At 70.3% G+C, this 20,378-nt stretch carries 21 protein-coding genes; 9 read left to right on the forward strand and 12 right to left on the reverse strand.

Translation table 11 applies throughout. From position 1 onward, the window contains the following. Positions 1-79 precede the first annotated feature (79 nt). The 4 genes from LX16_RS11680 to LX16_RS11695 form a co-directional block, all read right to left on the reverse strand. Entirely contained in the window at positions 80-1,081 is a 1,002-nt protein-coding gene (locus LX16_RS11680; RefSeq protein WP_147138021.1) for an inorganic phosphate transporter, read from the reverse strand. Beyond that, positions 1,082-1,711, reverse strand: coding sequence for a DUF47 domain-containing protein (locus LX16_RS11685; protein ID WP_147138026.1), 630 nt, complete (start codon positions 1,709-1,711; stop codon positions 1,082-1,084). Between the two features lie 72 nt (positions 1,712-1,783). Then, positions 1,784-3,784 carry an ATP-dependent DNA helicase gene (locus LX16_RS11690; RefSeq protein ID WP_244615802.1) on the reverse strand — a complete coding sequence of 667 codons (2,001 nt, stop codon included), beginning with the start codon at positions 3,782-3,784 and terminating at the stop codon, positions 1,784-1,786. Then, positions 3,781-5,058, reverse strand: a complete 1,278-nt coding sequence (locus LX16_RS11695; RefSeq protein ID WP_211354469.1) for an AI-2E family transporter — start codon at positions 5,056-5,058, stop codon at positions 3,781-3,783. Before LX16_RS11695 ends, LX16_RS11690 begins: the two co-directional genes overlap by 4 nt. 255 nt (positions 5,059-5,313) lie before the next feature. Here LX16_RS11695 and LX16_RS11700 point away from each other — a divergent pair, with 255 nt between their 5' ends. The 5 genes from LX16_RS11700 (at position 5,314) to LX16_RS11720 (ending at position 10,994) form a co-directional block, all read left to right on the forward strand. Continuing rightward, the gene (locus LX16_RS11700) at positions 5,314-5,646 is read left to right on the forward strand and encodes a GroES family chaperonin (RefSeq protein ID WP_147138029.1); all 333 of its coding nucleotides are present in this window, start codon (positions 5,314-5,316) and stop codon (positions 5,644-5,646) included. Between the two features lie 55 nt (positions 5,647-5,701). Next, entirely contained in the window at positions 5,702-7,384 is a 1,683-nt protein-coding gene (locus tag LX16_RS11705; RefSeq protein ID WP_147138032.1) for a DUF885 domain-containing protein, read from the forward strand. Positions 7,385-7,731: 347 nt separating this feature from the next. Continuing rightward, positions 7,732-8,139 carry a DUF3151 domain-containing protein gene (locus tag LX16_RS11710; protein ID WP_147138036.1) on the forward strand — a complete coding sequence of 136 codons (408 nt, stop codon included), beginning with the start codon at positions 7,732-7,734 and terminating at the stop codon, positions 8,137-8,139. A 450-nt stretch (positions 8,140-8,589) separates the two neighbouring features. Beyond that, the gene (gene mshD / locus LX16_RS11715) at positions 8,590-9,495 is read left to right on the forward strand and encodes a mycothiol synthase (protein WP_147138039.1); all 906 of its coding nucleotides are present in this window, start codon (positions 8,590-8,592) and stop codon (positions 9,493-9,495) included. Positions 9,496-9,596: 101 nt separating this feature from the next. Then, positions 9,597-10,994, forward strand: a complete 1,398-nt coding sequence (locus LX16_RS11720; protein WP_147138042.1) for a hypothetical protein — start codon at positions 9,597-9,599, stop codon at positions 10,992-10,994. A gap of 36 nt (positions 10,995-11,030) precedes the next feature. Here LX16_RS11720 and LX16_RS11725 read toward each other — a convergent pair whose 3' ends face one another. From LX16_RS11725 to moaC, 4 genes are read right to left on the reverse strand one after another with little or no spacing between them, the layout of a single operon-like run. After that, on the reverse strand, positions 11,031-11,444 hold the full coding sequence (locus tag LX16_RS11725; RefSeq protein ID WP_147138045.1) for a molybdenum cofactor biosynthesis protein MoaE: 414 nt from the start codon (positions 11,442-11,444) through the stop codon (positions 11,031-11,033). Continuing rightward, positions 11,441-12,628, reverse strand: a complete 1,188-nt coding sequence (locus LX16_RS11730; RefSeq protein WP_147138048.1) for a molybdopterin molybdotransferase MoeA — start codon at positions 12,626-12,628, stop codon at positions 11,441-11,443. The genes LX16_RS11725 and LX16_RS11730 overlap by 4 nt, the downstream gene beginning before the upstream one ends. Next, positions 12,625-13,110, reverse strand: a complete 486-nt coding sequence (locus LX16_RS11735; protein ID WP_147138051.1) for a molybdopterin-binding protein — start codon at positions 13,108-13,110, stop codon at positions 12,625-12,627. The genes LX16_RS11730 and LX16_RS11735 overlap by 4 nt, the downstream gene beginning before the upstream one ends. After that, positions 13,107-13,583, reverse strand: a complete 477-nt coding sequence (gene moaC, locus LX16_RS11740) for a cyclic pyranopterin monophosphate synthase MoaC (RefSeq protein WP_147138054.1) — start codon at positions 13,581-13,583, stop codon at positions 13,107-13,109. Before moaC ends, LX16_RS11735 begins: the two co-directional genes overlap by 4 nt. A 387-nt stretch (positions 13,584-13,970) precedes the next feature. Between moaC and LX16_RS11745 the strand changes: the two genes are divergently transcribed. Then, a complete protein-coding gene (locus LX16_RS11745) occupies positions 13,971-14,948 on the forward strand; it encodes a glycoside hydrolase family 6 protein (RefSeq protein ID WP_147138057.1) in 978 nt (325 codons plus the stop codon). Positions 14,949-15,014: 66 nt separating this feature from the next. Here LX16_RS11745 and LX16_RS11750 read toward each other — a convergent pair whose 3' ends face one another. The 4 genes from LX16_RS11750 to LX16_RS11765 all read right to left on the reverse strand — a co-directional run bounded on the left by LX16_RS11750 (position 15,015) and on the right by LX16_RS11765 (position 17,146). Continuing rightward, positions 15,015-15,662 (reverse strand): hypothetical protein, encoded by a 648-nt coding sequence (locus LX16_RS11750; RefSeq protein ID WP_147138060.1) that lies wholly within the window; start codon positions 15,660-15,662, stop codon positions 15,015-15,017. A gap of 122 nt (positions 15,663-15,784) precedes the next feature. Then, positions 15,785-16,378, reverse strand: coding sequence for a dihydrofolate reductase family protein (locus LX16_RS11755; RefSeq protein WP_147138063.1), 594 nt, complete (start codon positions 16,376-16,378; stop codon positions 15,785-15,787). A gap of 157 nt (positions 16,379-16,535) precedes the next feature. Then, positions 16,536-16,868 (reverse strand): hypothetical protein, encoded by a 333-nt coding sequence (locus LX16_RS11760; RefSeq protein WP_147138068.1) that lies wholly within the window; start codon positions 16,866-16,868, stop codon positions 16,536-16,538. Beyond that, positions 16,865-17,146: a hypothetical protein gene (locus LX16_RS11765; RefSeq protein ID WP_147138071.1), complete on the reverse strand. Its 282-nt coding sequence runs from the start codon at positions 17,144-17,146 to the stop codon at positions 16,865-16,867. Before LX16_RS11765 ends, LX16_RS11760 begins: the two co-directional genes overlap by 4 nt. A gap of 365 nt (positions 17,147-17,511) precedes the next feature. Here LX16_RS11765 and corA point away from each other — a divergent pair, with 365 nt between their 5' ends. The 3 genes from corA to LX16_RS11780 all read left to right on the forward strand — a co-directional run bounded on the left by corA (position 17,512) and on the right by LX16_RS11780 (position 20,348). Beyond that, positions 17,512-18,651, forward strand: coding sequence for a magnesium/cobalt transporter CorA (corA, locus tag LX16_RS11770; protein WP_147138074.1), 1,140 nt, complete (start codon positions 17,512-17,514; stop codon positions 18,649-18,651). 429 nt (positions 18,652-19,080) lie between these two features. Further along, positions 19,081-19,419, forward strand: a complete 339-nt coding sequence (locus tag LX16_RS11775) for a PadR family transcriptional regulator (protein WP_147138077.1) — start codon at positions 19,081-19,083, stop codon at positions 19,417-19,419. Next, positions 19,416-20,348 (forward strand): HAAS signaling domain-containing protein, encoded by a 933-nt coding sequence (locus LX16_RS11780; RefSeq protein WP_147138080.1) that lies wholly within the window; start codon positions 19,416-19,418, stop codon positions 20,346-20,348. Before LX16_RS11775 ends, LX16_RS11780 begins: the two co-directional genes overlap by 4 nt. Positions 20,349-20,378 lie beyond the last annotated feature (30 nt).

Raw genomic sequence — 20,378 nt, forward strand, 5'->3', positions numbered from 1 at the left:
AGACCGAACCGGACACGTCGTCACGTTCCGGGCGCGCCGGTGGGCCTCAGGCCACCCGAGGCGTATGAAAGGGGGCGGGTCAGAACAGCGGGCGCACCAGGTAGTACACCCCGGCGGCCACCGCGGCGGCGGCCGGGAACGTCAGGATCCACGCCGTCACGATGTTCCCGGCGACACCCCAGCGCACGGCGGCCAGGCCCTTCGTCGTTCCCACGCCCATGATCGCGGAGGTGATGGTGTGGGTGGTCGAGATGGGGGCGCCGAACACGAGGGCGTTGGTGTAGAGCACGCCGCTGGCGACGGTCTCGGCCGCGAAACCCTCCGGCGGACCCAGGTCGATGACCTTACGTCCCAGCGTCTTGATGATCCGCCAACCACCCGCGTAGGTACCCGCCGCCAGGACCGCCGCCGAACTGATGAACACCCACTCCGGGATGTGCTCGGTGTTGTCCTGGAAACCGCCGACGTACAACGCGAGGACCACGATGCCCATGGTCTTGGCGGCGTCCTGCATACCGTGGCCGACCGCCATCGCCGCCGCCGAGATCGACTGGGCGACCTTGAAACCGCGGTTGAGCTTGCGCGGGTTGCCGCGGCGGAAGATCCACAGGATGGCGATCATGACGACGAAGCCCAGCGTCAGGCCCACGACCGGGGAGATAACCATCGGCAGCACGACCTTGTCGAGCAGACCGCCCCACAGCACCTCGTAGCCGCCGACGATGGTCGCGCCGACCAGGCCGCCGATCAGGGCGTGCGAGGACGACGAGGGCAACCCGAACCACCAGGTGATCAGGTTCCAGGTGATGGCACCGACCACCCCGGCGAACACCACCGACAACCCCACGCTCTCCTGCGGGATGTCGACGAGCCCCGAACCGACGGTCTGGGCGACCTTCGCGCCGAGGTGCGCGCCGACGAAGTTGCCGACCGCGGCCAGCGCGAGCGCCTGCCGGGGCGACAGCGCCCGGGTGGACACCGAGGTGGCGATGGCGTTGGCGGCGTCGTGGAAGCCGTTGGTGTAGTCGAAGACCATCGCCGCCAGGATGACGGCGATGACGCCGATGAGAACCGGATCCACTTAGGATTCCTTAACCGAGATCGTCTCGACGGTGTTAGCGACGTGCTCGAAGGCGTCGCACGCCTTCTCCAACTCGTCGGCGACCTCCTTCAGCTTCAGCACGGTCAGCGCCTCGTACTCCCCGGAGAACAACCGCACCAGCAGCATCCGGTACGCCCGGTCGCCGTCGTTCTCCAACCGGTTGCACTCGATCCAGTAGTCCCGCAGCGAGGCGTCCATGCCCTTCAGCTTCGGCATCGCCTGGACGGTGATCGCGGCCTGCGCCACCAGCACGTTGAGCAGTTCCACCATCTCGCGCGGCGGCGCGGGAAGCTCCGACAGGCCGTACAGGTAGACCAGGTTCCCGGCCGCCTCGATGTGGTCCATGACGTCGTCGAGCTGCGAACCGAGCGCGTACATGTCCTCGCGGTCCAACGGGGTCACGAACGTCGAGTTGATCTTGTTGTACAACTCGTGCGTGATCTCGTCGTTGGCGTGTTCGACCTCCACCAACCGCTCCGAGACGGACTGGACGTCCGCCTCCGGCTCCGCCAGTTCTGCGAGGATCGCGGTGCCCTTGACGATGTTCTGAGCCGCGTCTGTGAAGAACTTGTAGAACGTGTCGTCCTGGGGTCGCAGTGAAAAGCGCACCTGTCACCTCGTGAGCACAACATAGACAGGCATCACCGAATGGCGACGCCGCCGTTCACGATACCTTTACCTTCAAGATCCGCGCGTGGAGTCCACCGGGCGGGCCGCCAGCCGCCGCAACGCGGCGTGAACTTTGTCCCCGTCTGTCGTGTACCACAACGGCGGCAAGGTTTTTCTGAGATATGGACCATACGAGCGCGCGGTGTGCAGCCGCGGATCCAGCACCGCCGCGACCCCCTTGTCACTCGCGGTGCGGATCAACCGGCCCACACCCTGCGCCAACCGGATCGCCGCGTGCGGCACGCTCACCGCCGCGAACCCCGAACCGCCCGCCGCGTCCACGGCCGCCGCGCGCGCCGCCGACAACGGCTCGTCCGGACGGGGGAACGGCAACCGGTCGATGACCACCAACTGGCACGCGTCACCCGGCACGTCCACGCCCTGCCACAGCGACATGACCCCCAGCAGGCAGGTACGCGGATCCGCCTTAAACTTCTTCACCAGCAGCGGCAGGGTCTCCTCACCCTGCAACAGCACCGGCAGGTCGGTGCGGGCGCGCAACACCTCCGCGGCGGTGTCGGCCGCCCGCCGCGACGAGAACAGGCCCAGCGTCCGGCCCTCCAGGGCGGTCGTCAACCTGACCAGTTCGTCGGCGGCGGCGTCCGACAGACCCGAGGCGGTGGGACGCGGCAGCCCGGCCGCCACGTACAGGATGCCCTGCTTGCGGTACTCGAACGGCGAACCCACGTCGAGCGCACGCCACACCGGCCCGGTGTGGACACCCGCGGGACCGCCCTCGCCGGTGTGCTCGTTCTCCTTCGACAGCCCCAGTGAACCCGCGACGGTGTCGAACCCGCCGCCCAACGTCAGGGTCGCCGAGGTCGCCACCACGACCCGGTCGGCGTACAGCTCCTCGCCGAGTACGCCCGCGACCGACAACGGCGCCACCACGAGCGCGCGCCCCCGGCCGTCGCCCTCACACCACCGCACGTCGGAGTCGGCGTCGATCAGGCAACGTTGCGCGGTCTCCTGCGCCTCGGTGAGCTGCGCCTTCAACTGGGTGCGCGCCATGTAGTCGGCGGCGTCGGGACGCACGTTCCCGATGCCCGACACCGCCTCCCGGCACGCCCCCTCCAACAGGGTCAACGCCTCACGCAGCGACTCCGGAAGCGTCAGCAACCGGGTCTGCGGGCAGTCGGCTATCGCGACGCCCAGGTGATCGGCGATCTCGGCCAGCCGCCCGCTCATGTCGTTGCCGCATATCTTCGTGGAACGACGCGACAACCGGTCCACGCCGCTCGCGTGCAGCTCCGCCCGGGCCGCCGAGGTCGCCCGGTCGGCGAGTTCGTGCGCCTCGTCGATGACGAGGAGCCTGTGATCGGGCAGGATCGAACGGCCGTGCAGCAGGTCGATCGACAGCAGCGCGTGGTTGGTGACGATGATGTCGGCCGACCGGGCGCGTTCCCGGGCCGCCTCCGCGAAACACTCGGTACCCCACCGGCAGTTCGACGCCCCCACGCAGTCGCGCGCCGACGTCGAGACCTGCCGCCACGCCGTGTCGGAGACACCCGGGTCGAGGTCGTCCCGGTCGCCCGTGCCGGTGTCCGACGCCCAGTCGGTCAACCGGGACATGTCCTTGCCCAGCCGCGACCGCTGCCCGAGCCAGCCGCCGTCGTCCCCGTCGTCGAACAGCGTCCCCTCTTCCTCCTCGTCGGTGCCGACCTTCGCCGCGCACAGGTAGTGGTGACGCCCCTTGAACACCGCGAACGTCGGCCGTCTGCCCAGCACCGGCGCCACCGCGTCCACCAACCGGGGCAGGTCCGTCGCGATCAACTGGGACTGCAACGCCAACGTCGCCGTCGACACCACGACGGGGCCGTCCGACAACAGGGCCGCCGCCAGGTACGCCAACGACTTGCCGGTGCCGGTGCCGGCCTGCGCCAGCAGGTGGACGCCGGTTTCCAGGGATTCGGCGATGGCGGTGGCCATCTGCTGCTGACCGGTGCGGATCTCACCGGCCGGAACGGCCGAGACCGCCGCCTCCAGGAGCTGATCGACTGTCGGTTTGGTCACGTGGAGACGCTACCGGGAGGGGGTGACTCCTCCACCGGCAGCGGTCGGGCGCGCAACTGCCGCACACCCGCGTTCACCACCGCGACGATCGGCACCGCGATCAGCGCGCCGATGATGCTGCCGAGCACCATTCCCGCGCTCACCGCCAGCACCACCGCCAACGGGTGGATGCTCACCGCCCGCCCCATCAGGAGCGGCTGCAGGACGTTGCCCTCCAACTGCTGCACGGCCAGGACCAGGCCCAGCACGATCAGCGCGGTGATCCAGTCGTCGCCGACCAGCGCCACCAACACCGCGACCGCGCCCGACACCGTCGCACCCACGATCGGGACGAAGGCGCTCAGGAACACCAACGCCGCCAACGGGATCGCCAACGGGACGTCCAACAGCACCAGGCCCGCGCCGATGCCGACCGCGTCGATCACCGCGACCAGGATCGTGGCGCGCACGAACGAGACCAGCGTCCGCCACGAGGAGTTCCCCGCCCGCATCATCGGCTCGAAGGCGTTGGCGGGCAGCATCTTGACCAGGAACGTCCAGATCTTGCGGCCGTCGCGCATGAAGAAGAAGGTGACGAACAGCACCAGGAACAGGCCGGTGAGGATGTTCATGGCGACGCCCAGGGTCACCGCCGTCGTCTCGGCGGCACTGCTCGGGTCGGGGGCCAGCCAGGCGTTCAACGACTCCGTCAACTGTTTGAAGAAGTCGTCGATCTGTTTCTGTTCGAGGTGAAGCGGCCCCTCCTTCGCCCAGGTCTGGATGGTCTGGACACCCTCCTGGACGTTCTCCACCAGTTTGGGGACGCCTTCGATGAACTGGTTGATGACGTAGGTGAGCACCGCCGCGACCGTCCCGAGGCCGGCCACCAGGACCACGGCCGCCGCCAGCGACCGGGGGACGTGCCAGCGCACCAGCATCGCCACCATCGGTTGCAGCATCGCCGCCAGCAGCAGCGATATCAGCAGCGGGATGACCACCACCGCCAACATGTCGGCGAGATAGAGGATCGCGATGACGGCGGCGGCGGTGATCAGGGTGCGCCACGCCCACCCGGCGGCGATGCGCAGACCGTTGGGGATGCCGTCCGACCGGGGCTCGGGTTCCGGTTCCGGGATCTCCTCGGGCTCCGGCGGATCGATCGGCGGGGGTTCCAGAGGCGCGAGGTCGTCCTCGTTGCGGCGGCGGGCCTGTTCCACCCGCTCCACATAGGGATTGTGGCGGAGCGCGGCCCACACCTGCCTGGCACGGGCACCGGTACGGCCGAGCCGGCTCATGGTGTTCTCCTCTGTTCACGCGTGTGCTCCAAGGTATCCGAACACCACGGCGGTTTCGACCGTCCGGTTCCGGACGATCACCCGCCGTCGCCGCCCGGGGATACCCGGCGGCGACGGTGTTACCCACACGGTGCGTGTCCCACCCGTGCCGCCGGTGAGAGCACATCCTGCATCGACGGAGGCGGGCCGTCCACCGGTTTCGCTGCGGCAACTCGTTTCGGTGGCACCGTCACCGCCCGGGTAGGGTGGGCTGCTGTGACCGCATACGACACCAAGACCGGCCTACCGATCCGCCTGCTGCACGACAGGCTGTTGGTGAGCGTGGAGAGCGAGGGGGAACGCCGTTCCACGGCGGGCATCGTCATCCCCGCCACCGCGTCCATCGGTCACCGGCTGTCCTGGGCGCGCGCGGTGGCGGTGGGACCGCTGGTCCGTTCCGTCCAGGTGGACGACCGGGTGCTCTTCGACCCCGACGACAGGTCCGAAGTGGAACTGCAGGGCGAGGACTACGTCCTGTTGCGGGAGCGTGACGTGCACGCGGTCGCCGCGCCCCGGGTCGACGACGACAACACCGGCCTCTACCTGTGATCACGCGGCCGTAATCACACTGCGGCGCCGCTCCGGCATGGCATAGGGTGCCGCCATGAGACGTATTGATCAGATCGCCGACCGGTTCGTCGAGGACATCGTCGCGATCAGCCCGACGACCGCCACCTACCTGGGCGTGCCCGGCCAGGACCATCTGCTGGACGACCTCTCCCCGGCGGGAACCGCCGCCAAGATCGACCTGGCCCGCAAGTGCATCGCGGACCTGAAGGCGACCGAGCCCGTGGACGAGCGGGAGCGGGTGGCCAAGGAGGGGATCCTCGAACGGCTGGAACTGCAGGTCGAGCGGCACGACGCCGGTGACGACCACCTGGACCTGAACGTGCTGGGAAGTCCCGTCCACGACGTCCGGCAGACCTTCGACATGATGGGCACCGAGGGCCGCGAGAACGCCGAGAACATCGCCAAGCGGCTCGCGGCGATCCCGGTCGCGTTCGAGCAGTACGCGGAGACGTTGCGCGCCGAGGCCGCCGCGGGCAGGGTCGCCGCCCGCCGGCAGGTCACCGAGGTCGCCTCCCACTGCGACAACTGGAACGGCGCCGAGGGCGACGACTTCTGGCGGGGCCTCGTCGACCGGATCACCGTGGACGGCGCCCCCGCCGAGGGTGAGCTCGCCGACGCGCTGCGCGCCGGTGCCGACGCCGCCCGCGAGGCGACCGCGAAGTTCGCCGTCTTCCTGCGTGACGAACTGGCGCCGCAGGCTCCCGAGAAGGACGCCGTCGGACGGGAGCGTTACGCCCGCGCGTCCCGTTACTTCCTCGGTGAGGCCGTCGACCTGGAGGAGACCTACGCCTGGGGATGGCAGGAACTGCACCGTATCGAGACCGAGATGGCCGCCGTCGCGCAGCAGATCAAGCCGGGCGCGACCGTGGACGAGGCGGTGGAGATCCTCGACGCCGACCCGGAACGCACCATCACCGACAAGGCGGAGTTCCGCGACTGGATGCAGCGTCTCGCCGACGAGACCGTGGCCGACATGGCCGACAAGCACTTCGACATCCCGGAACCGGTGCGGCGCATCGAGTGCATGATCGCGCCGACCGCCGACGGCGCGATCTACTACACCGGCCCGAGTGAGGACTTCACCCGCCCGGGCCGCATGTGGTGGTCGGTGCCCGAGGGCCAGGAGAAGTTCTCGAAGTGGCGCGAGGTCACCACCGTCTACCACGAGGGCGTTCCCGGACACCACCTCCAGGTGGGACAGACCGCGTACCGTTCCGAACTGCTCAACCGTTACCAGCGGCAGGCACTGTGGTGCTCGGGCCACGGCGAGGGTTGGGCGCTGTACTCGGAGCGGTTGATGGACGACCTCGGCTACCTCTCCGACCCCGGCGACAAGCTGGGGATGTTGGACGGCCAGGCGTTCCGCGCCACCCGGGTCATCGTCGACATCGGGGTCCACCTGGAGTTGGAGATCCCCGCCGACAACCCGTTCGGTTTCGCGCCGGGACAGACCTGGACCCCGGAACTGGCGTGGGAGTTCCTGCGCGCCCACTGCCGGATCGAGGAGGACATGCTCCGCTTCGAGCTGAACCGGTACCTGGGCTGGCCGGGCCAGGCGCCGTCCTACAAGGTCGGTGAACGGATCTGGCTCGCCGCGCGTGAGGACTACAAGCGGCGCAAGGGCGCCGAGTTCGACCTCAAGAAGTTCCACACCGACGCGCTCAACCTGGGCTCGCTGGGCCTCGGGCCGTTCAAGGCGGCACTGCAGCGCCTCTGACCGGCTGACACCACCCGTCTCACCGGAGTCGGGGGACACCGACCTTGTGCGACGCTTCAAGGCCGGTCCCCCGACTCCGGTCGTTCTCGGGGGAGGTCGGGGAACGCCCGGCGGTGATCCCGGCGGCCCGCCGTCGGCGGCGTCCGTCGCGTGTCCCGTCCACGGCGGTGGGCCGCTTCGAGTCCGGTCGCCCTCCACGGTTGATCCGGTCGTCGCCCGGTGCACACCGCCCGGCCACCCGACGGGTGTACGGGGTGGGCGGGGCCGCTGCGGCGGATGTGGCGTTTAGTCTGGGCGGACACGTCACGGCCGTCCGACCGGCCGGTATGAGGAGGATGCGTCACACCATGCCCACCCGTAACCTGCTGCCCGGGCCGGAAGAGACCAAGCTGCCCGACGACTCCGAACAACTGGCCTTCATGACCGAGAACGGTCCCGCCGAGGCGGCTCGCCGCTACCCGAGGTTCTGTGGCGCGTGGGCGAAGCTCGCCGGGGCCGCCCGTGAGGACGGCGACGACCTCGCCGCCTACGCGTACGCCCGGACCGGCTACCACCGTGGACTGGACCAGTTGCGCGCCGCCGGCTGGCGGGGGCACGGTCCGGTTCCGTGGGCGCACAAGCCGAACCGGGGTTTCCTGAAGTCGCTGTACCAGCTCAGTGTCGCCGCCGATTCGATCGGGGAGGCGGACGAGGCCGCCCGGTGCGCCCAGTTCCTGCGCGACTGCGACCCGGCCGCCGCCGACGCGCTGAGCTGACCCGGTCCCCTCCGCCGCACCGGGTCGCCGTATCGATCCGCTTGGTCCCCGCCGGGTTGTGCTTGGTCCCCGCCCGGTGGTGCCGGAGTGCCCGTTTCATGCCCTGAAATCGCTTACCGTCCCATTTGTCGAGGACCAAGCGCGCAATGGCGGGGACCAAGCGGATCCAGGGGGCAACCGGACGGGGACCAAGCGGGCCGGGGGTCGGGGCGGTGGCCGGCGAGCGGGCCGGTGAAGGAGCCGGGAGGGAACGCGCGGCCGCATGGCAACCGCTTGCCATGATGGCCGAAAAAAGGACCGAGCGCCCCGGCACGGCGCTCGGTCCGACGTGACAGCCGGAGTGCGTCAGGGGCTCCCCGGCCGTTACACCCCTAATCACGCACGGCGCGCCCGGCCGGTTGCGCCCGATCCGACGAATACTGGAGATTCAGCCGCGCGTACCGTGACCGGGTGGACATTCTCGACCGACCCACCGCCGACGACGTCGCCGACGTCATCGCGCTCGTCGACGTCGGCACCGCCGCCGACGGGCTCGCGGCGCTGGGAGAACAGACACTCCTCGACCTCCGGCACGGTGACGCGGGCAAGGCCGCGCACCTCCTGATCCGCGACGCGGACACCGGACTCGCCGGTTTCGCCGTCGTCGGCCTGTCCAATCCCGCCACCGCCACCATGGAACTCGTCGTCCACCCGATGCGCCGGCGACGGGGCCTCGGGGACGCGCTGGTGTCCACGGCCGTGAGGATCGCGCGGGAACACGGCGCCACCGAACTACACGCCTGGGCGCACGGCGACCACCCGTCCGCCCTCGCGCTCGCCGACCGGTACGGGTTCACCCGGCCCCGGGTGCTGTGGCAGATGCGGCGCTCGCTCACCGACGCCGAACCGGAGGTGGAGACCCCCGAACAGGTGCGGATCCGCGCGTTCGTGCCCGGCCGGGACGAGCAACGCCTGTTGGACGTCAACAACGCCGCGTTCGCCGACCACCCCGAACAGGGCGTGTGGACACTGCGGGACGTCGCCGTCCGGGAGCGGGAACCCTGGTTCGACCCGGCCGGTCTGTTGCTGGCCGAACGGGTCGAGGACGGCGAACTGCTGGGATTCCACTGGACCAAGGTCCACGGACACGGGGACTCCGCCATCGGTGAGATCTACGTCCTCGGAGTGGCGCCCGCCGCGCAGGGGCTCAAACTCGGCGGCGTCCTCACCATGGCGGGCCTGCACCACCTGCGCGACCGAGGACTCTCGAAGGTGATGCTCTACGTGGACGAGTCCAACACGCGCGCCGTGCAGCTCTACACCCGTTCCGGGTTCCGGCGCTGGACCACCGACGTCGAGTACGCGTTGGGGCTGTGAACCGCGACGGTTCGTTACCGGAATGTGACAGGTAGCTGACTCCGCGCCGCATCACGGTACGCGACCATGTAGGTCACTCTGACGACCGAAGAGGTCCGCGCATGAGCATCCGCCGCGATTTCGACGCGTTCGCCGACGTACTGGCGAACGCCGAACCGGAGCTTCGCCACGCCGCGAGCGCGGCCGATCCGGCGTCCGACGTGTCCGACCGGCTCGTGTTGGCGGCCGCGACCCGGCTCGCCGCCAGGTGGCGGACCGGTCCGGTGCCGGACGCGGACCGCTTCCTCATCGACAGCGTCGACTTCTACGCGACCCGGCCGTGGCACGGGCCGTCCCCGGCGCGGACCGGCACCGCGCGGGAACTCGCCGAGACCGCGTGGGCCGCCGGTGGCCGACTGGCCAGGCGGCGGCTCCGGACGGCGGCGATCGTCGCGGTACTCGTGGCCGTCGTGATCGCCGGCTACCTGTGGGCGGTCACCCCACCCGGTGGCGCGGAGGCCGCCGGCGAACCGAGCACGCCACCGCACACCGACTCGCACTCCCAGATGACGGTGCTCACCGACACGGTCGTGGCGTTGCCGCCGCCGCACGTCGTGGCCCGCACCCCGTTCGTTCACAGTGGCCTCCCGGTGGACCTCGCGGTGGCCGAGAGCTCCGCGCCACCGCTGGCGGAGTCCCCTCTCGACTCGTTCGCCGCGGTCCTGCGCCATCACCGGCGCTGGCCGATCGTCACCTCGCCGGACGGCACCGCGCGCCGGGTAGACCTCACCGCGCTCGACGTGCGGCCGGAGGCCGTGCTGTTGTGGCCGCGCGCCGTGGCGCCCGACTCGGCGCGGTTCGCCGTCTCGGCGGGGACGCTCGTGCTCACCGTGGACACCTCGGGTGAGGTCACGGCGGTGCCGTTGCCCGGCGAGGTGGGCGCGCCCGTGGACGTCGGGTGGTTCCCCGACTCACGCCACCTGCAGGTCACGACCGCGACCGGGACGTGGACGGTCTCCCCCGACGAGGGCACGGTCACGCCGCTGCCGTGGCGGGGCGACGCCACCGCCTTCGACTCCGCGACCGGCGAGGCGGTGGAGTTCACGCCGGTGGTGGACGGCGACATCGCCACCCGGCGCTGGCGGGACGGCGACGCGGAGGAGCCCCGGGTGGCTCCGGGCCAACCCGTGGACGCCTGGATGGGTACCCCGTTCGCCGACGGCACCCGGCTGGTCCGGGGCTGTCTCCCCTCGCCCGCCCTGGAACTGCCGGACGGCGAACCGGCCGACTGGTGTGTCGTGGTCCTCGACGACACCGGAGACCGGGAGTGGCTGCTCGCGATCGGCGAGGAGTACACCGGCGTCCGCGTCCTGGCGGCGTCCCACGGTGAGATCTACCTGCAGGTGCAGGCGTCCGCCACCGGTGACCACCGGGTCCTGGTGTGGCGGCCCGCCGACCAACGGCTGCTCCACGTCACGACGATGGACCGGGACGGCCAACTCGCCCTCGGCGACTGGTGACGGCCCGGTCACGTGCGACCGGGCCGGCTCACCATGTCACGGGCAGTTGACCCATTCGTCGGTGCCGTCGGTGAAGAACTGGTGCTTCCACACCGGCAGGCGGGCCTTCACCTCGTCCACCAGTCGGGCGCACGCCTCGAACACCGCCGCCCGGTGTGGGCCGGCGACGGCCGCCACCAGTGCGGCGTCACCGATCGCGAGGTCACCGATCCGGTGGCTCACCGCGATCGCCGCCACGCCCGGGGTCTCGGCGACCTCGGCGGCCACCGTCCGCAGCACCTCCGCCGCGCCCGGGTGCGCCTCGTAACCCAGCCGGTCCACCCGGCGACCGTGGTCGTGGTCGCGCACCACGCCCGAGAACGAGACCACCGCGCCGCTCGACCGGCTCGACACCATGGACTCGTGGTCCACGACGCTCAACGGCCGGTCGGTGACCTCGGCGTGGATCACCGGTGGTCTCCCGGAATCGGCAGGAACAGCACCGTGTCGCCCTCCTTGGCGTCCTTACCCGGCTCGATGACCGCGAAGCCCTCCGACTGCGCCAGGCCACGCAACATCGCCGAACCACGGTGGGAAGACGGCACCACGGACCCGTATTTGCCCAGCCTCACCAGTGCCAGGTGCGTGTCGGTGCCCCGGCCGGGGATGTCGACGCCCGCCTTCACCCTCGGCAGTTGGCGAAGCCGCCGCCCGGTCAGTCCCGCGATCAACGGCACCACGAGCGAGACGAGCGCGATCACCGCCGACTGCGGGTTGCCGGGCAGGCCCACGACGAACCGTTCACCCGGTAGCGCCGCAAGCAGCATGGGGAAGCCCGGGCGCACCGCGACCGAATCGACCACGTACTCGGCGCCCAGCGCCTCCAACGCGGCGTGCAGGTGGTCCACGGGACCCTGCATCGTGCCACCGGTGGTGCAGACGATGTCGGCGTCGTCGAGCGCCGCGCGCAACGCCGCGACGTGGGAGTCCAGGGTGTCCTCGATGGGGCCGCGCGGACTGAATCCCGGAACCGGCGCCGCGCCCACGTGCCGCAGCATCGGCGGAAGCAGCGGCCCCAGGGCGTCCCGCACCCGGCCGCGCCCGGGCACCCCCTCGGTGGCGAGTTCGTCGCCGAAGACGAGGACGGCGGCCCGGGGACGGGGCCGCACCTCCAGTGTGTCGTGCCCCGCGGCGGCGGCCAGCCCGATGACGGTGGGGCTGATCTCGACTCCGGCGGGGAGCAGTACCTGGCCGGCGGTGGCCTCCTCACCGACTTCGCGCCACTCCGGGTTCGGCCGGGCGGCGCCGGAGACGGTGCCGCCCTCCAGTTTGGCGTCCTCCAGCCGGATGATGGCCTCCAGGCCGTCCGGGACCATCGCGCCGGTGGCGACCTCGACCGCGCAACCCTCCGCCAGCGGGGGCGGCGTCTCACCGGCCAGCACGCGGCCGGTGAGTTTCCACGGGCCGGTCCCCCGCACCGCGTACCCATCCACACTGGATGTCGGGAACGCGGGCAGGTCGGTGAGCGCCGTCAGCGGCGCGGCGAGGGTGAGGCCGTCGGTGTCCGCCGGTTTCTGGCGACGGGTGGGCAGTATCGCGTCCAATCCGGCCTGGTGAGCCGCTTCGCGAGCCGCCTGCCAACTGAGCGTGTTCATGGACTCTCCCTAACGTGATCGCCACCGTTGACTTGTTCGACGGCGTGGCTGAGCAGCGGCCCCAGTACGGTGAGCCCGTCGCGGGCGGCACCGGTGGAACCGGCGAGGTTGACCACCAGGCTGCGGCCGGCGACTCCGGCCAGTCCCCGAGACAACCAGGACATCGGGGTGTTGCGGGCGCCGAAGGCGCGGATCGCCTCGGCCAGACCGGGTACCGGGCGGTCCAGGAGCGGGGCGGTGACCTCCGGGGTGCGGTCGGTGGGGGACAGCCCGGTGCCGCCGGAGGTGACGACCACGTCGGCGCCCGAGGCGATCGCGGCGGCCAGCGCGGTGCCGACCGGTTCACCGTCGTCGACGACGACCGGCTCGGAGACCTCGAAGCCCAGTTCGCGCAGCCCGTCCGCAAGGATCGGCCCACTCGTGTCCGAATAGATCCCCGCCGCCGCCCGGTGCGACGCCACGATCACCACCGCGCGCATCACCGCTCCCAGTCACCCGTCTTGCCACCGGACTTCGACAGCACCCGCACGTCGGTCAGCACGGCCGCCGGATCGACCGCCTTCACCATGTCGATGAGGGTCAGCCCGGCCACCGTCACGGCGGTCAGCGCCTCCATCTCGACGCCGGTGCGGTCGGCGGTCCGGGCGGTGACCGTGATCTCCACGCCCCCGTCGTCCACGGACAGGTCCACCGACACGCCGTGCAGGGCGATCGGATGACACAGTGGAATCAGGTCCGGCGTGCGTTTGGCGCCCATGATCCCGGCCAGCCGCGCCGCCGCCAACGCGTCGCCCTTGGGCAGGGCGTCGCCGCGCAGCGCGGCCACCACCTCGGGGGTCGTGGTCAGGCGGCCTGCCGCGACGGCCTGCCGCGCGGTCACGTCCTTCGCCGTCACGTCGACCATCCGGGCGGCGCCGGAGGCGTCGATGTGGGTGAATTCGGGCGCAGTGGTCACCCGTGCAGTCTAGAGGTTGTCCCGTCGTCACAGGTCGAGCGAGACGAGTCCGTGGGTGTCGTACGACGGTCACGGGGGGCGTCCCCGCACCGGTTCACGCGGCCGGCGGGACGGTCGTCCGCCGGGCGTGTCCACATGGCAGGACCCACCGGTCACGGGGTCGGCGGCGGTGCCGCCGGAGCCCGGCGACGGCTCCGGTGTGGAGCGTGGCCCACGCGCCACGGCGAACCCGGCCGGGCGCGTCGCGCGCGGTGACGCATTCGGACGAATTTCCATGAATCGTCTGCAATCGGTCTTCTCGACGGTTCCGGTCGACCGCTCCGGCGTGTCACTCTGAGCGACGAACATCCCTCCGGGAGCGCTCCCGGTCCGACAGATGGGTACAACATGAGGTTCCCCCGCGCACTGCTCGCCGTCGTGGCCGCCGCGGCGACCGCCGTCCCGGTGTCGATCGCCGTCACCGCCCACGCCGCCACCTCCGACGACCCACCCCGGGTGGCCCAATCGGACTTCTACGTCAATCCCGAGTCCAACGCCTACAAGTGGCTCGACCGGAATCCCGGTCACCACGACGCCGACGCCATTCGCACCCACCTCGCCGAGCAGGCGACCGCGAACTGGTACGGCGACTGGGTCAACGACATCCCGCTGTCGCAGTACGTCGCCGACGCCGAATCCGCCGGGAGGATGCCGATCGTGGTCGCCTACAACATGTACGAACGCGACTGCGGCGGCCAGTCGCAGGGCGGCGCCGACACGCCCGACCTGTACCGGCAGTGGATCGACCGGTTCGCCGCCGACCTCGGCGACCGTCCCGCGATCGTGGTGTTGGAGCCGGACGCGGTCGCGCAGCTCCTCGCGGGCTGCCTGGCCGAGCCGGACGTCCGCACCGAACTGCTTGGTTACGCCGTCGACGCGCTCGCCGCCACCGCCGCCACCGTCTACATAGACGCGGGCAACTACGAGTGGCCGACCGACCCGGCGCAGGTCGCCGCCACCCTGGAGGACATCGGCGTCCAACAGGTGCGGGGTTTCGCGCTCAACACCTCGAACCACTACACCACCGCCGACAGCGTCACCCGGGCCGCCGCGATCAACGCGCACCTGTCGGCACCGGCCGGGTTCGTCGTGGATACCAGCCGGAACGGTTCGGGCAAGACCCAGTCCGGCCCGATGTCGTGGTGCAACCCGGTCGGGGCGACCCTCGGAGAGCACTCCACGTACTCCGGCGGACCCGCCGACGCGCACCTGTGGCTGAAGGTCCCCGGCGACTCCGACGGCGACTGCGGTTACGGGTCCGGCATCCCCGCCGGAACGTTCAGCGAGAAGTTGGCGATGGCACTGATCACCGGCGACTACGTCTGAGAACCACCGCGCGGCACCGGTTTCGGTGTGAGTCCGTTCCGATCCGGGACGGGCTCACCCACCGGCTCACCCCAGGTACACCGTCCCCAGCCACCAGGACACCACCCAGGTGCTGAGACAGACCACCAGGCCCAACCGCGGATTGCGGACCAGCTTGTGCGCCGGCCGGGCCTCCTCGCCGCCGAGACGCGGCCGCGACACCACACCGATCGCCAGCCACGCCGCGCCGAACGCGACGAACGGCAGTACCAGGCACACGGCGAACTCCGCGAACTGCTCACTGAACGGCTGCCCGGCGGCACCCGCCAGCACCGTCATCTGCGCCAGCAACGACAACAGGCCCGCCACACCGTAGATCAGGCCGTTGCGTTCGTCGGCCCGCCACCGGGGAAGCAGCGCCGGCCGGTGCGCGAGGTACCGGGCCTGTTCCAGGCCCTCGTCGGCGGCGTCGGCGTCGGCGGTCGCGAGCGCTACCTCGGCCACCGGATCGGCCGGTCTCGCCACCGGATACGGCTTGTCCGGCACCGGCGGCAGTACGGCGGTCGCGGCGAGCGCGTTCAGTGCGGTGCGTTGCGCGCCGAGCCGTTCCCAGAGCGCGCCCATGTCCCGGTGCAGCAGGCCGCGCCTTCCGGCGTCGGCGGCGGCGGCGTCCTGTTGCGATCCGCGCAGCACGTCGAGCTCACGCAGCGCCGCCAGGTACTCGTCGGCACTCAACCGACACTCCTTCCCGGCCGGTGTCCACCGGCCCCGCCGGGCCGGTGTGGGAACCGGAATCACCGCCCTCGGCCCGGATCCTACCGCCACCGCGTCACCACGGGGTACGACCGGGAACCGCGTCAGGCGCCTCGGGATTCCGGCCGGTAGGTGGCCAGCAGTACCCCCGTCGTGGTGGGGACGGCCTCCACCAGGGTCATGGCCGACACGTCGAGCGAGTCGTCGAACAGGCGCCGCCCGGTACCGAGTATCAACGGGTGGATCATCAGGAGCATCTCGTCGATCAGGTCGTGGCGGAGCAGGGCGCGGACGAGTTCGCCGCTTCCCATGACGCAGACGTCGTCGCCGGGGCCGGCCCTGAGTTCGGCGACCGACTCGACGGGGTCGCCGGGCAGCAGCACCGAGTTACGCCACGGCAGGGGATCCCGGAGGGTCGTGGACACCACGTACTTCTCGGTCCGGTCCAGCACCTCGGTGTACGGGTTCTCCCGCTGCCGCGGCCAGTACCCGGCGAAGTCCAGGTAGGTGCGCCGTCCCAGTAGAAGTGCCCCGCATTCGGCCATGCCGCGGCCGAGCCGGGCGTTCATGACGTCGTCCTGTCGGGTGGCGGCCCAACCGCCGTGCCGGAAGCCGTCCCGGGTGTCCTCGTCCGGTCGGCCCGGCCCCTGCATGACCCCGTCAAGGGTGAGGTGGTTGACGACGACGATTCTCCGCATCCGATTCTCCATCCGTACGGCTCGGCCCGGATCAGATGCTCAGCCTTCCATTGCGGCACACGGAATGTGTGCCGAACCGTATACCGGTGACCATGGTCCCGCGAAGCGCAGCGGCGCCGCCCGGACGGGACCGTCCGGGCCGTTCTACGTTCCTGCGTCAGGCGGCGTGCGGAAGCCGCTGCAGTGCCTTGATGGCCTCGGTGACCGAGACGAGTCCCTCGTCACGGCCGGTCAGCACCCGCTGCACGGCGGTCCGCACCCATTCCGAGGGCGTCACCCCGTCGGCTTCGGCGGCGGCCTTGATCTGCTGTTCCAGCTCGGCGGGGAACCGGATCGACCGCACCACCATCACCGGGTTGTCCGGGTCGGCCACCGGCAGCCGCGACAGCAGGCGCGCCTCCTCACCCGGGTCGGGTTTGGGTAGCCGCGACAGGTCGGAGCCCAGCAGGCGTTCGGCCTCGGCGGCGAGCTGTTCCTCGTGACGGTTCACTGTTCCTCCTCCTGTAGTCGTTCCCACCGGGCGTGCTCGGCGGCCTCGGTGTCGGTCATCTGCCTGGCCGCCACGATCAGGTAATCGAGATCGGCCTCGTGTCGCAACACCACGATCAACGGTCGGCCGGCGCGAGTGCGGCCCCAGACCGTCAACAGGCGCATCGGCCCGGCCGCCGGTACCGGCCGACGCCAACGCGCACCCAACACCTGCAGCACCTCGTGCGGCTCCACCCCGGCCAGGCGCTCCATCGCGCCAGCCAACCATTCGTACGGCACCATCCAACTGTACTACGACACGTATTACGTGTCGAGCGAATCGGAGGGGGGTCTTCGTGGGGCGGATGGGGTGGCACGTCCCGCCGGTCCGGGCGGCGAGTTCACTGTGGATTACGGAACCTGTCACCCGTTGGGTGGACGCCGTTTCCCGTTCCACGTCTGGGTGAGATGTCCCGGGTGTATGCTTTCGCGGCAGACCGGCGGATCGGAGAGGGGTGATCGTCATGCGGAACAGCACCGGCGAACCTCCGAGTCCCGTGCCGCTGGCCGCGCGTTGACGACCACCGGCGTCCCCACACCGGTTCGCGCCACCAGCGGTAGCCATTTCCCATTCAGGTGAATCTCCGTTCGGTGAAAGAACTGCCATGTCCGACTTCCGTAACCTGGCGAAGCGCGCCTTCCGTATGCCCGTGTCCCGGCGGCAGCCCGGCCATCCGCCGCCCTCCGCCGTGGATACGGCGCCGGAGGTGCCGGTGCCGAACCGTCGCAGCCTGATCGATTCGGCGCTGTACCGTGACGGCCGCCGCGTTCACACCCCCGACTCCCTGGCCGAGACGTATCGGCTGGCCCGTGCCGATCCCGCGACGATGGCGTGGATCGGGTTGCGCAAACCCACCGAGGGTGAGTTGATCTCACTCGCCGGTGAGTTCAACCTGCACGAGCTGGCCGTGGAGGACGCGCTGGAGGCCCATCAACGGGCCAAACTGGAACGTTACGGCGAGACGCTGTTCGTGGTGTTGCGCGCGGCCCGGTATCTCGACGAGACCGAGAGCGTGGAGTTCAGTGAGCTGCACGTGTTCCTCGGACCGGGGTTCGTGTTGACGGTGCGGCACGGTGCCGCGCCGGACCTGTCGGCGGTGCGGCGGCGCATGGAGGCCGAACCGGAGTTGTTGGCCCGTGGCCACGAGGCCGTCCTGTACGCCATCTTCGACGCCGTCGTGGACGGCTACGCGCCGGTCGTCGCCGGGTTGCAGAACGACATCGACGAGATCGAGACCGAGGTGTTCGGCGGTGACCCGGAGGTGTCGCGGCGCATCTACCAGCTCTCCCGTGAGGTGGTGCAGTTCCAGCGGGCGGTCAGGCCGTTGTCGGGGATGCTGCGGACCCTGGTGGCGGGGTGGGAGAAGTACGGCATCGACGAGGAGTTGCGGCGCTACCTGCGGGACGTCGCCGACCACGCCGCCGTCGTCATGGAGCAGGTCGACACGTTCCGGCAGGCGTTGGCGGACATGCTCACCGTGAACGCGACACTGGTGGCGCAGCAGCAGAACGCCGACATGAAGGCGCTCACCGAGGCCAGTTTCGAACAGAACGAGGAGATCAAGCGGATCTCGTCGTGGGCGGCGATCCTGTTCGCGCCCACCCTGATAGGCACCGTCTACGGCATGAACTTCGACCACATGCCCGAGACGCATTGGGCGGTCGGCTATCCGTTGGCGGTCGCGATGATGGGCGTCACCTGTGTGACGCTGTACTTCATCTTCAAACGCCGCAACTGGTTGTGACACCGCCACGGACCCGACCGGCTCCGATGCCGTCGGCGTGGTGCGGACGCCTCGATCGTTCGGCGAGGTGAGCACCTCGGCCCGCCGTTGCTCTTCGGCGGGCGAGGTGTCACGGGTTCTCGCGGTGGGCGGCCCCGTCGCGAAGCGTCCCGTCGACTCCCGAACCCGGCGCCTCGCCGGAGTCGGCACGTCCGCGTCGCCGCATCGTGCTCACGCGTGGCGGCGGCATCGATGCCCCGTGTGCCTCCGGCGGGGTCGCCGCGGCCCGGCCGTGCCGTGGTGACCCCGGGGATTCGCCCTGTTCACCGGATTCCGAACGACCTCGAACCGTCCATCTCCCTGTTGTCCCCGCCGGCGCGCACAGTGCCGTGTGCCACACCAGCACTCTGCGCTTGACACTAGTGTGTGCCACACAGTATCGTGTATCGCGTGAGTTCGGATGAGTTGATTCAAGGACAGGCGCAGGAACTGCGCCGTGGCACGGTCGTGCTCGCCTGTCTGGCTCTCCTGGAGACGCCGCAGTACGGCTACGCGCTCCTGGAGACGCTGGACCGTGCCGGAGTCACCGTGGACGGAAACACCCTTTACCCCTTGCTGCGCAGGCTGGAGAAACAGGGCCTGCTGATCAGCGAATGGAACACCGACGAGACCAGGCCCCGCAAGTTCTACCGGATCAGCCCGGAGGGAGCCGAAGTCCGAGAAGGACTACTGCGTGAATGGCGTGACCTGGTGGCCGCCATCGCGAGATTGACGGAGGAGACCCCATGAGTACCGACACCCTGACCGAACGGTACGTCCGCGAAGTCGTCAAACGGCTGCCCGCCGACCAACGCGACGACGTCGCCGACGAACTGCGCGCCACCATCGCCGACACCGTGGACGCCCACGGCGGCGACCCCGCCGCCGCCGAACACGCGGTGCTCACCGACATGGGCGACCCGATCCGGCTGGCGGCCCGATACGCCGACCGGCCGGTCGCGCTCATCGGCCCGGTCTTCTACCCCGCCTACATCCGGTTGCTCAAGCTGCTGCTGTCGATGGTGCTGCCGGTCGTCACGGTCCTCATGATGACCCTGGAGTTCTTCGACGGCGGTGACATCGGTCAGGTGATCGGCGCCGGGGTGGGAGCGGCCCTGTCGGTCGGCGCGCAGATGATCGCCTGGCTCACGGTGGTCTTCGCCCTCGTGGACCGGGCCGGTGGCCGGGATGCGTACAAGCCCACCGAGTGGACCCCCGACGACCTGCCCGAACTCCGGGCCACCGACGACAACCGGACCACCGTGATCGCCGCCGCCGTCTGGAACCTCGTGCTGGCGGGCCTGATCGTCTGGCAGCACACCGCGCCCACCCGGCTCGGCGGCCTGCGCGTCGAGGTGATGCATCCGGACCTGTGGTCGGGCATGGTGTGGCCGATGCTGGCCGGCCTGGTGGGCATGGCGATCGTCGAGGTGCTGCGGATCGCCGCCCGGCGGTGGACCTACGGCCTGGCGACGGCGTACTCGGCGGCCGGACTGGTCTTCGCCTTGCCGCTGGCGTGGGTGCTGTACCGGCGGGAGTTCTTCAACCCCGAGTTCCTCGCGCTGTTCAACGAGGAGTTCACCGTCATGGACGAGTTCTACACCGTCGCCGCGATCGGCGTGCTCGCCGTCGTGGTCGCCGAGATCCTCCGCAGGTTCATGGCGGCGCACCGGAGCTGACCGCCCGACGACCCGTGGCCCCCACCGACA

This window comes from Stackebrandtia albiflava (assembly GCF_007994225.1).
GTDB lineage: Bacteria > Actinomycetota > Actinomycetes > Mycobacteriales > Micromonosporaceae > Stackebrandtia > Stackebrandtia albiflava.

Bases quoted from the DNA above. Each gene is read 5' to 3' on its own strand.
- LX16_RS11695 (WP_211354469.1), bottom strand. From the start codon at position 5,058: ATGAGCCGGCTCGGCCGTACCGGTGCCCGTGCCAGGCAGGTGTGGGCC.
- LX16_RS11705 (WP_147138032.1), top strand. From the start codon at position 5,702: ATGAGACGTATTGATCAGATCGCCGACCGGTTCGTCGAGGACATCGTC.
- LX16_RS11710 (WP_147138036.1), top strand. From the start codon at position 7,732: ATGCCCACCCGTAACCTGCTGCCCGGGCCGGAAGAGACCAAGCTGCCC.
- LX16_RS11720 (WP_147138042.1), top strand. From the start codon at position 9,597: ATGAGCATCCGCCGCGATTTCGACGCGTTCGCCGACGTACTGGCGAAC.
- LX16_RS11730 (WP_147138048.1), bottom strand. From the start codon at position 12,628: ATGAACACGCTCAGTTGGCAGGCGGCTCGCGAAGCGGCTCACCAGGCC.
- LX16_RS11745 (WP_147138057.1), top strand. From the start codon at position 13,971: ATGAGGTTCCCCCGCGCACTGCTCGCCGTCGTGGCCGCCGCGGCGACC.
- LX16_RS11755 (WP_147138063.1), bottom strand. From the start codon at position 16,378: ATGCGGAGAATCGTCGTCGTCAACCACCTCACCCTTGACGGGGTCATG.
- corA (WP_147138074.1), top strand. From the start codon at position 17,512: ATGTCCGACTTCCGTAACCTGGCGAAGCGCGCCTTCCGTATGCCCGTG.
- LX16_RS11780 (WP_147138080.1), top strand. From the start codon at position 19,416: ATGAGTACCGACACCCTGACCGAACGGTACGTCCGCGAAGTCGTCAAA.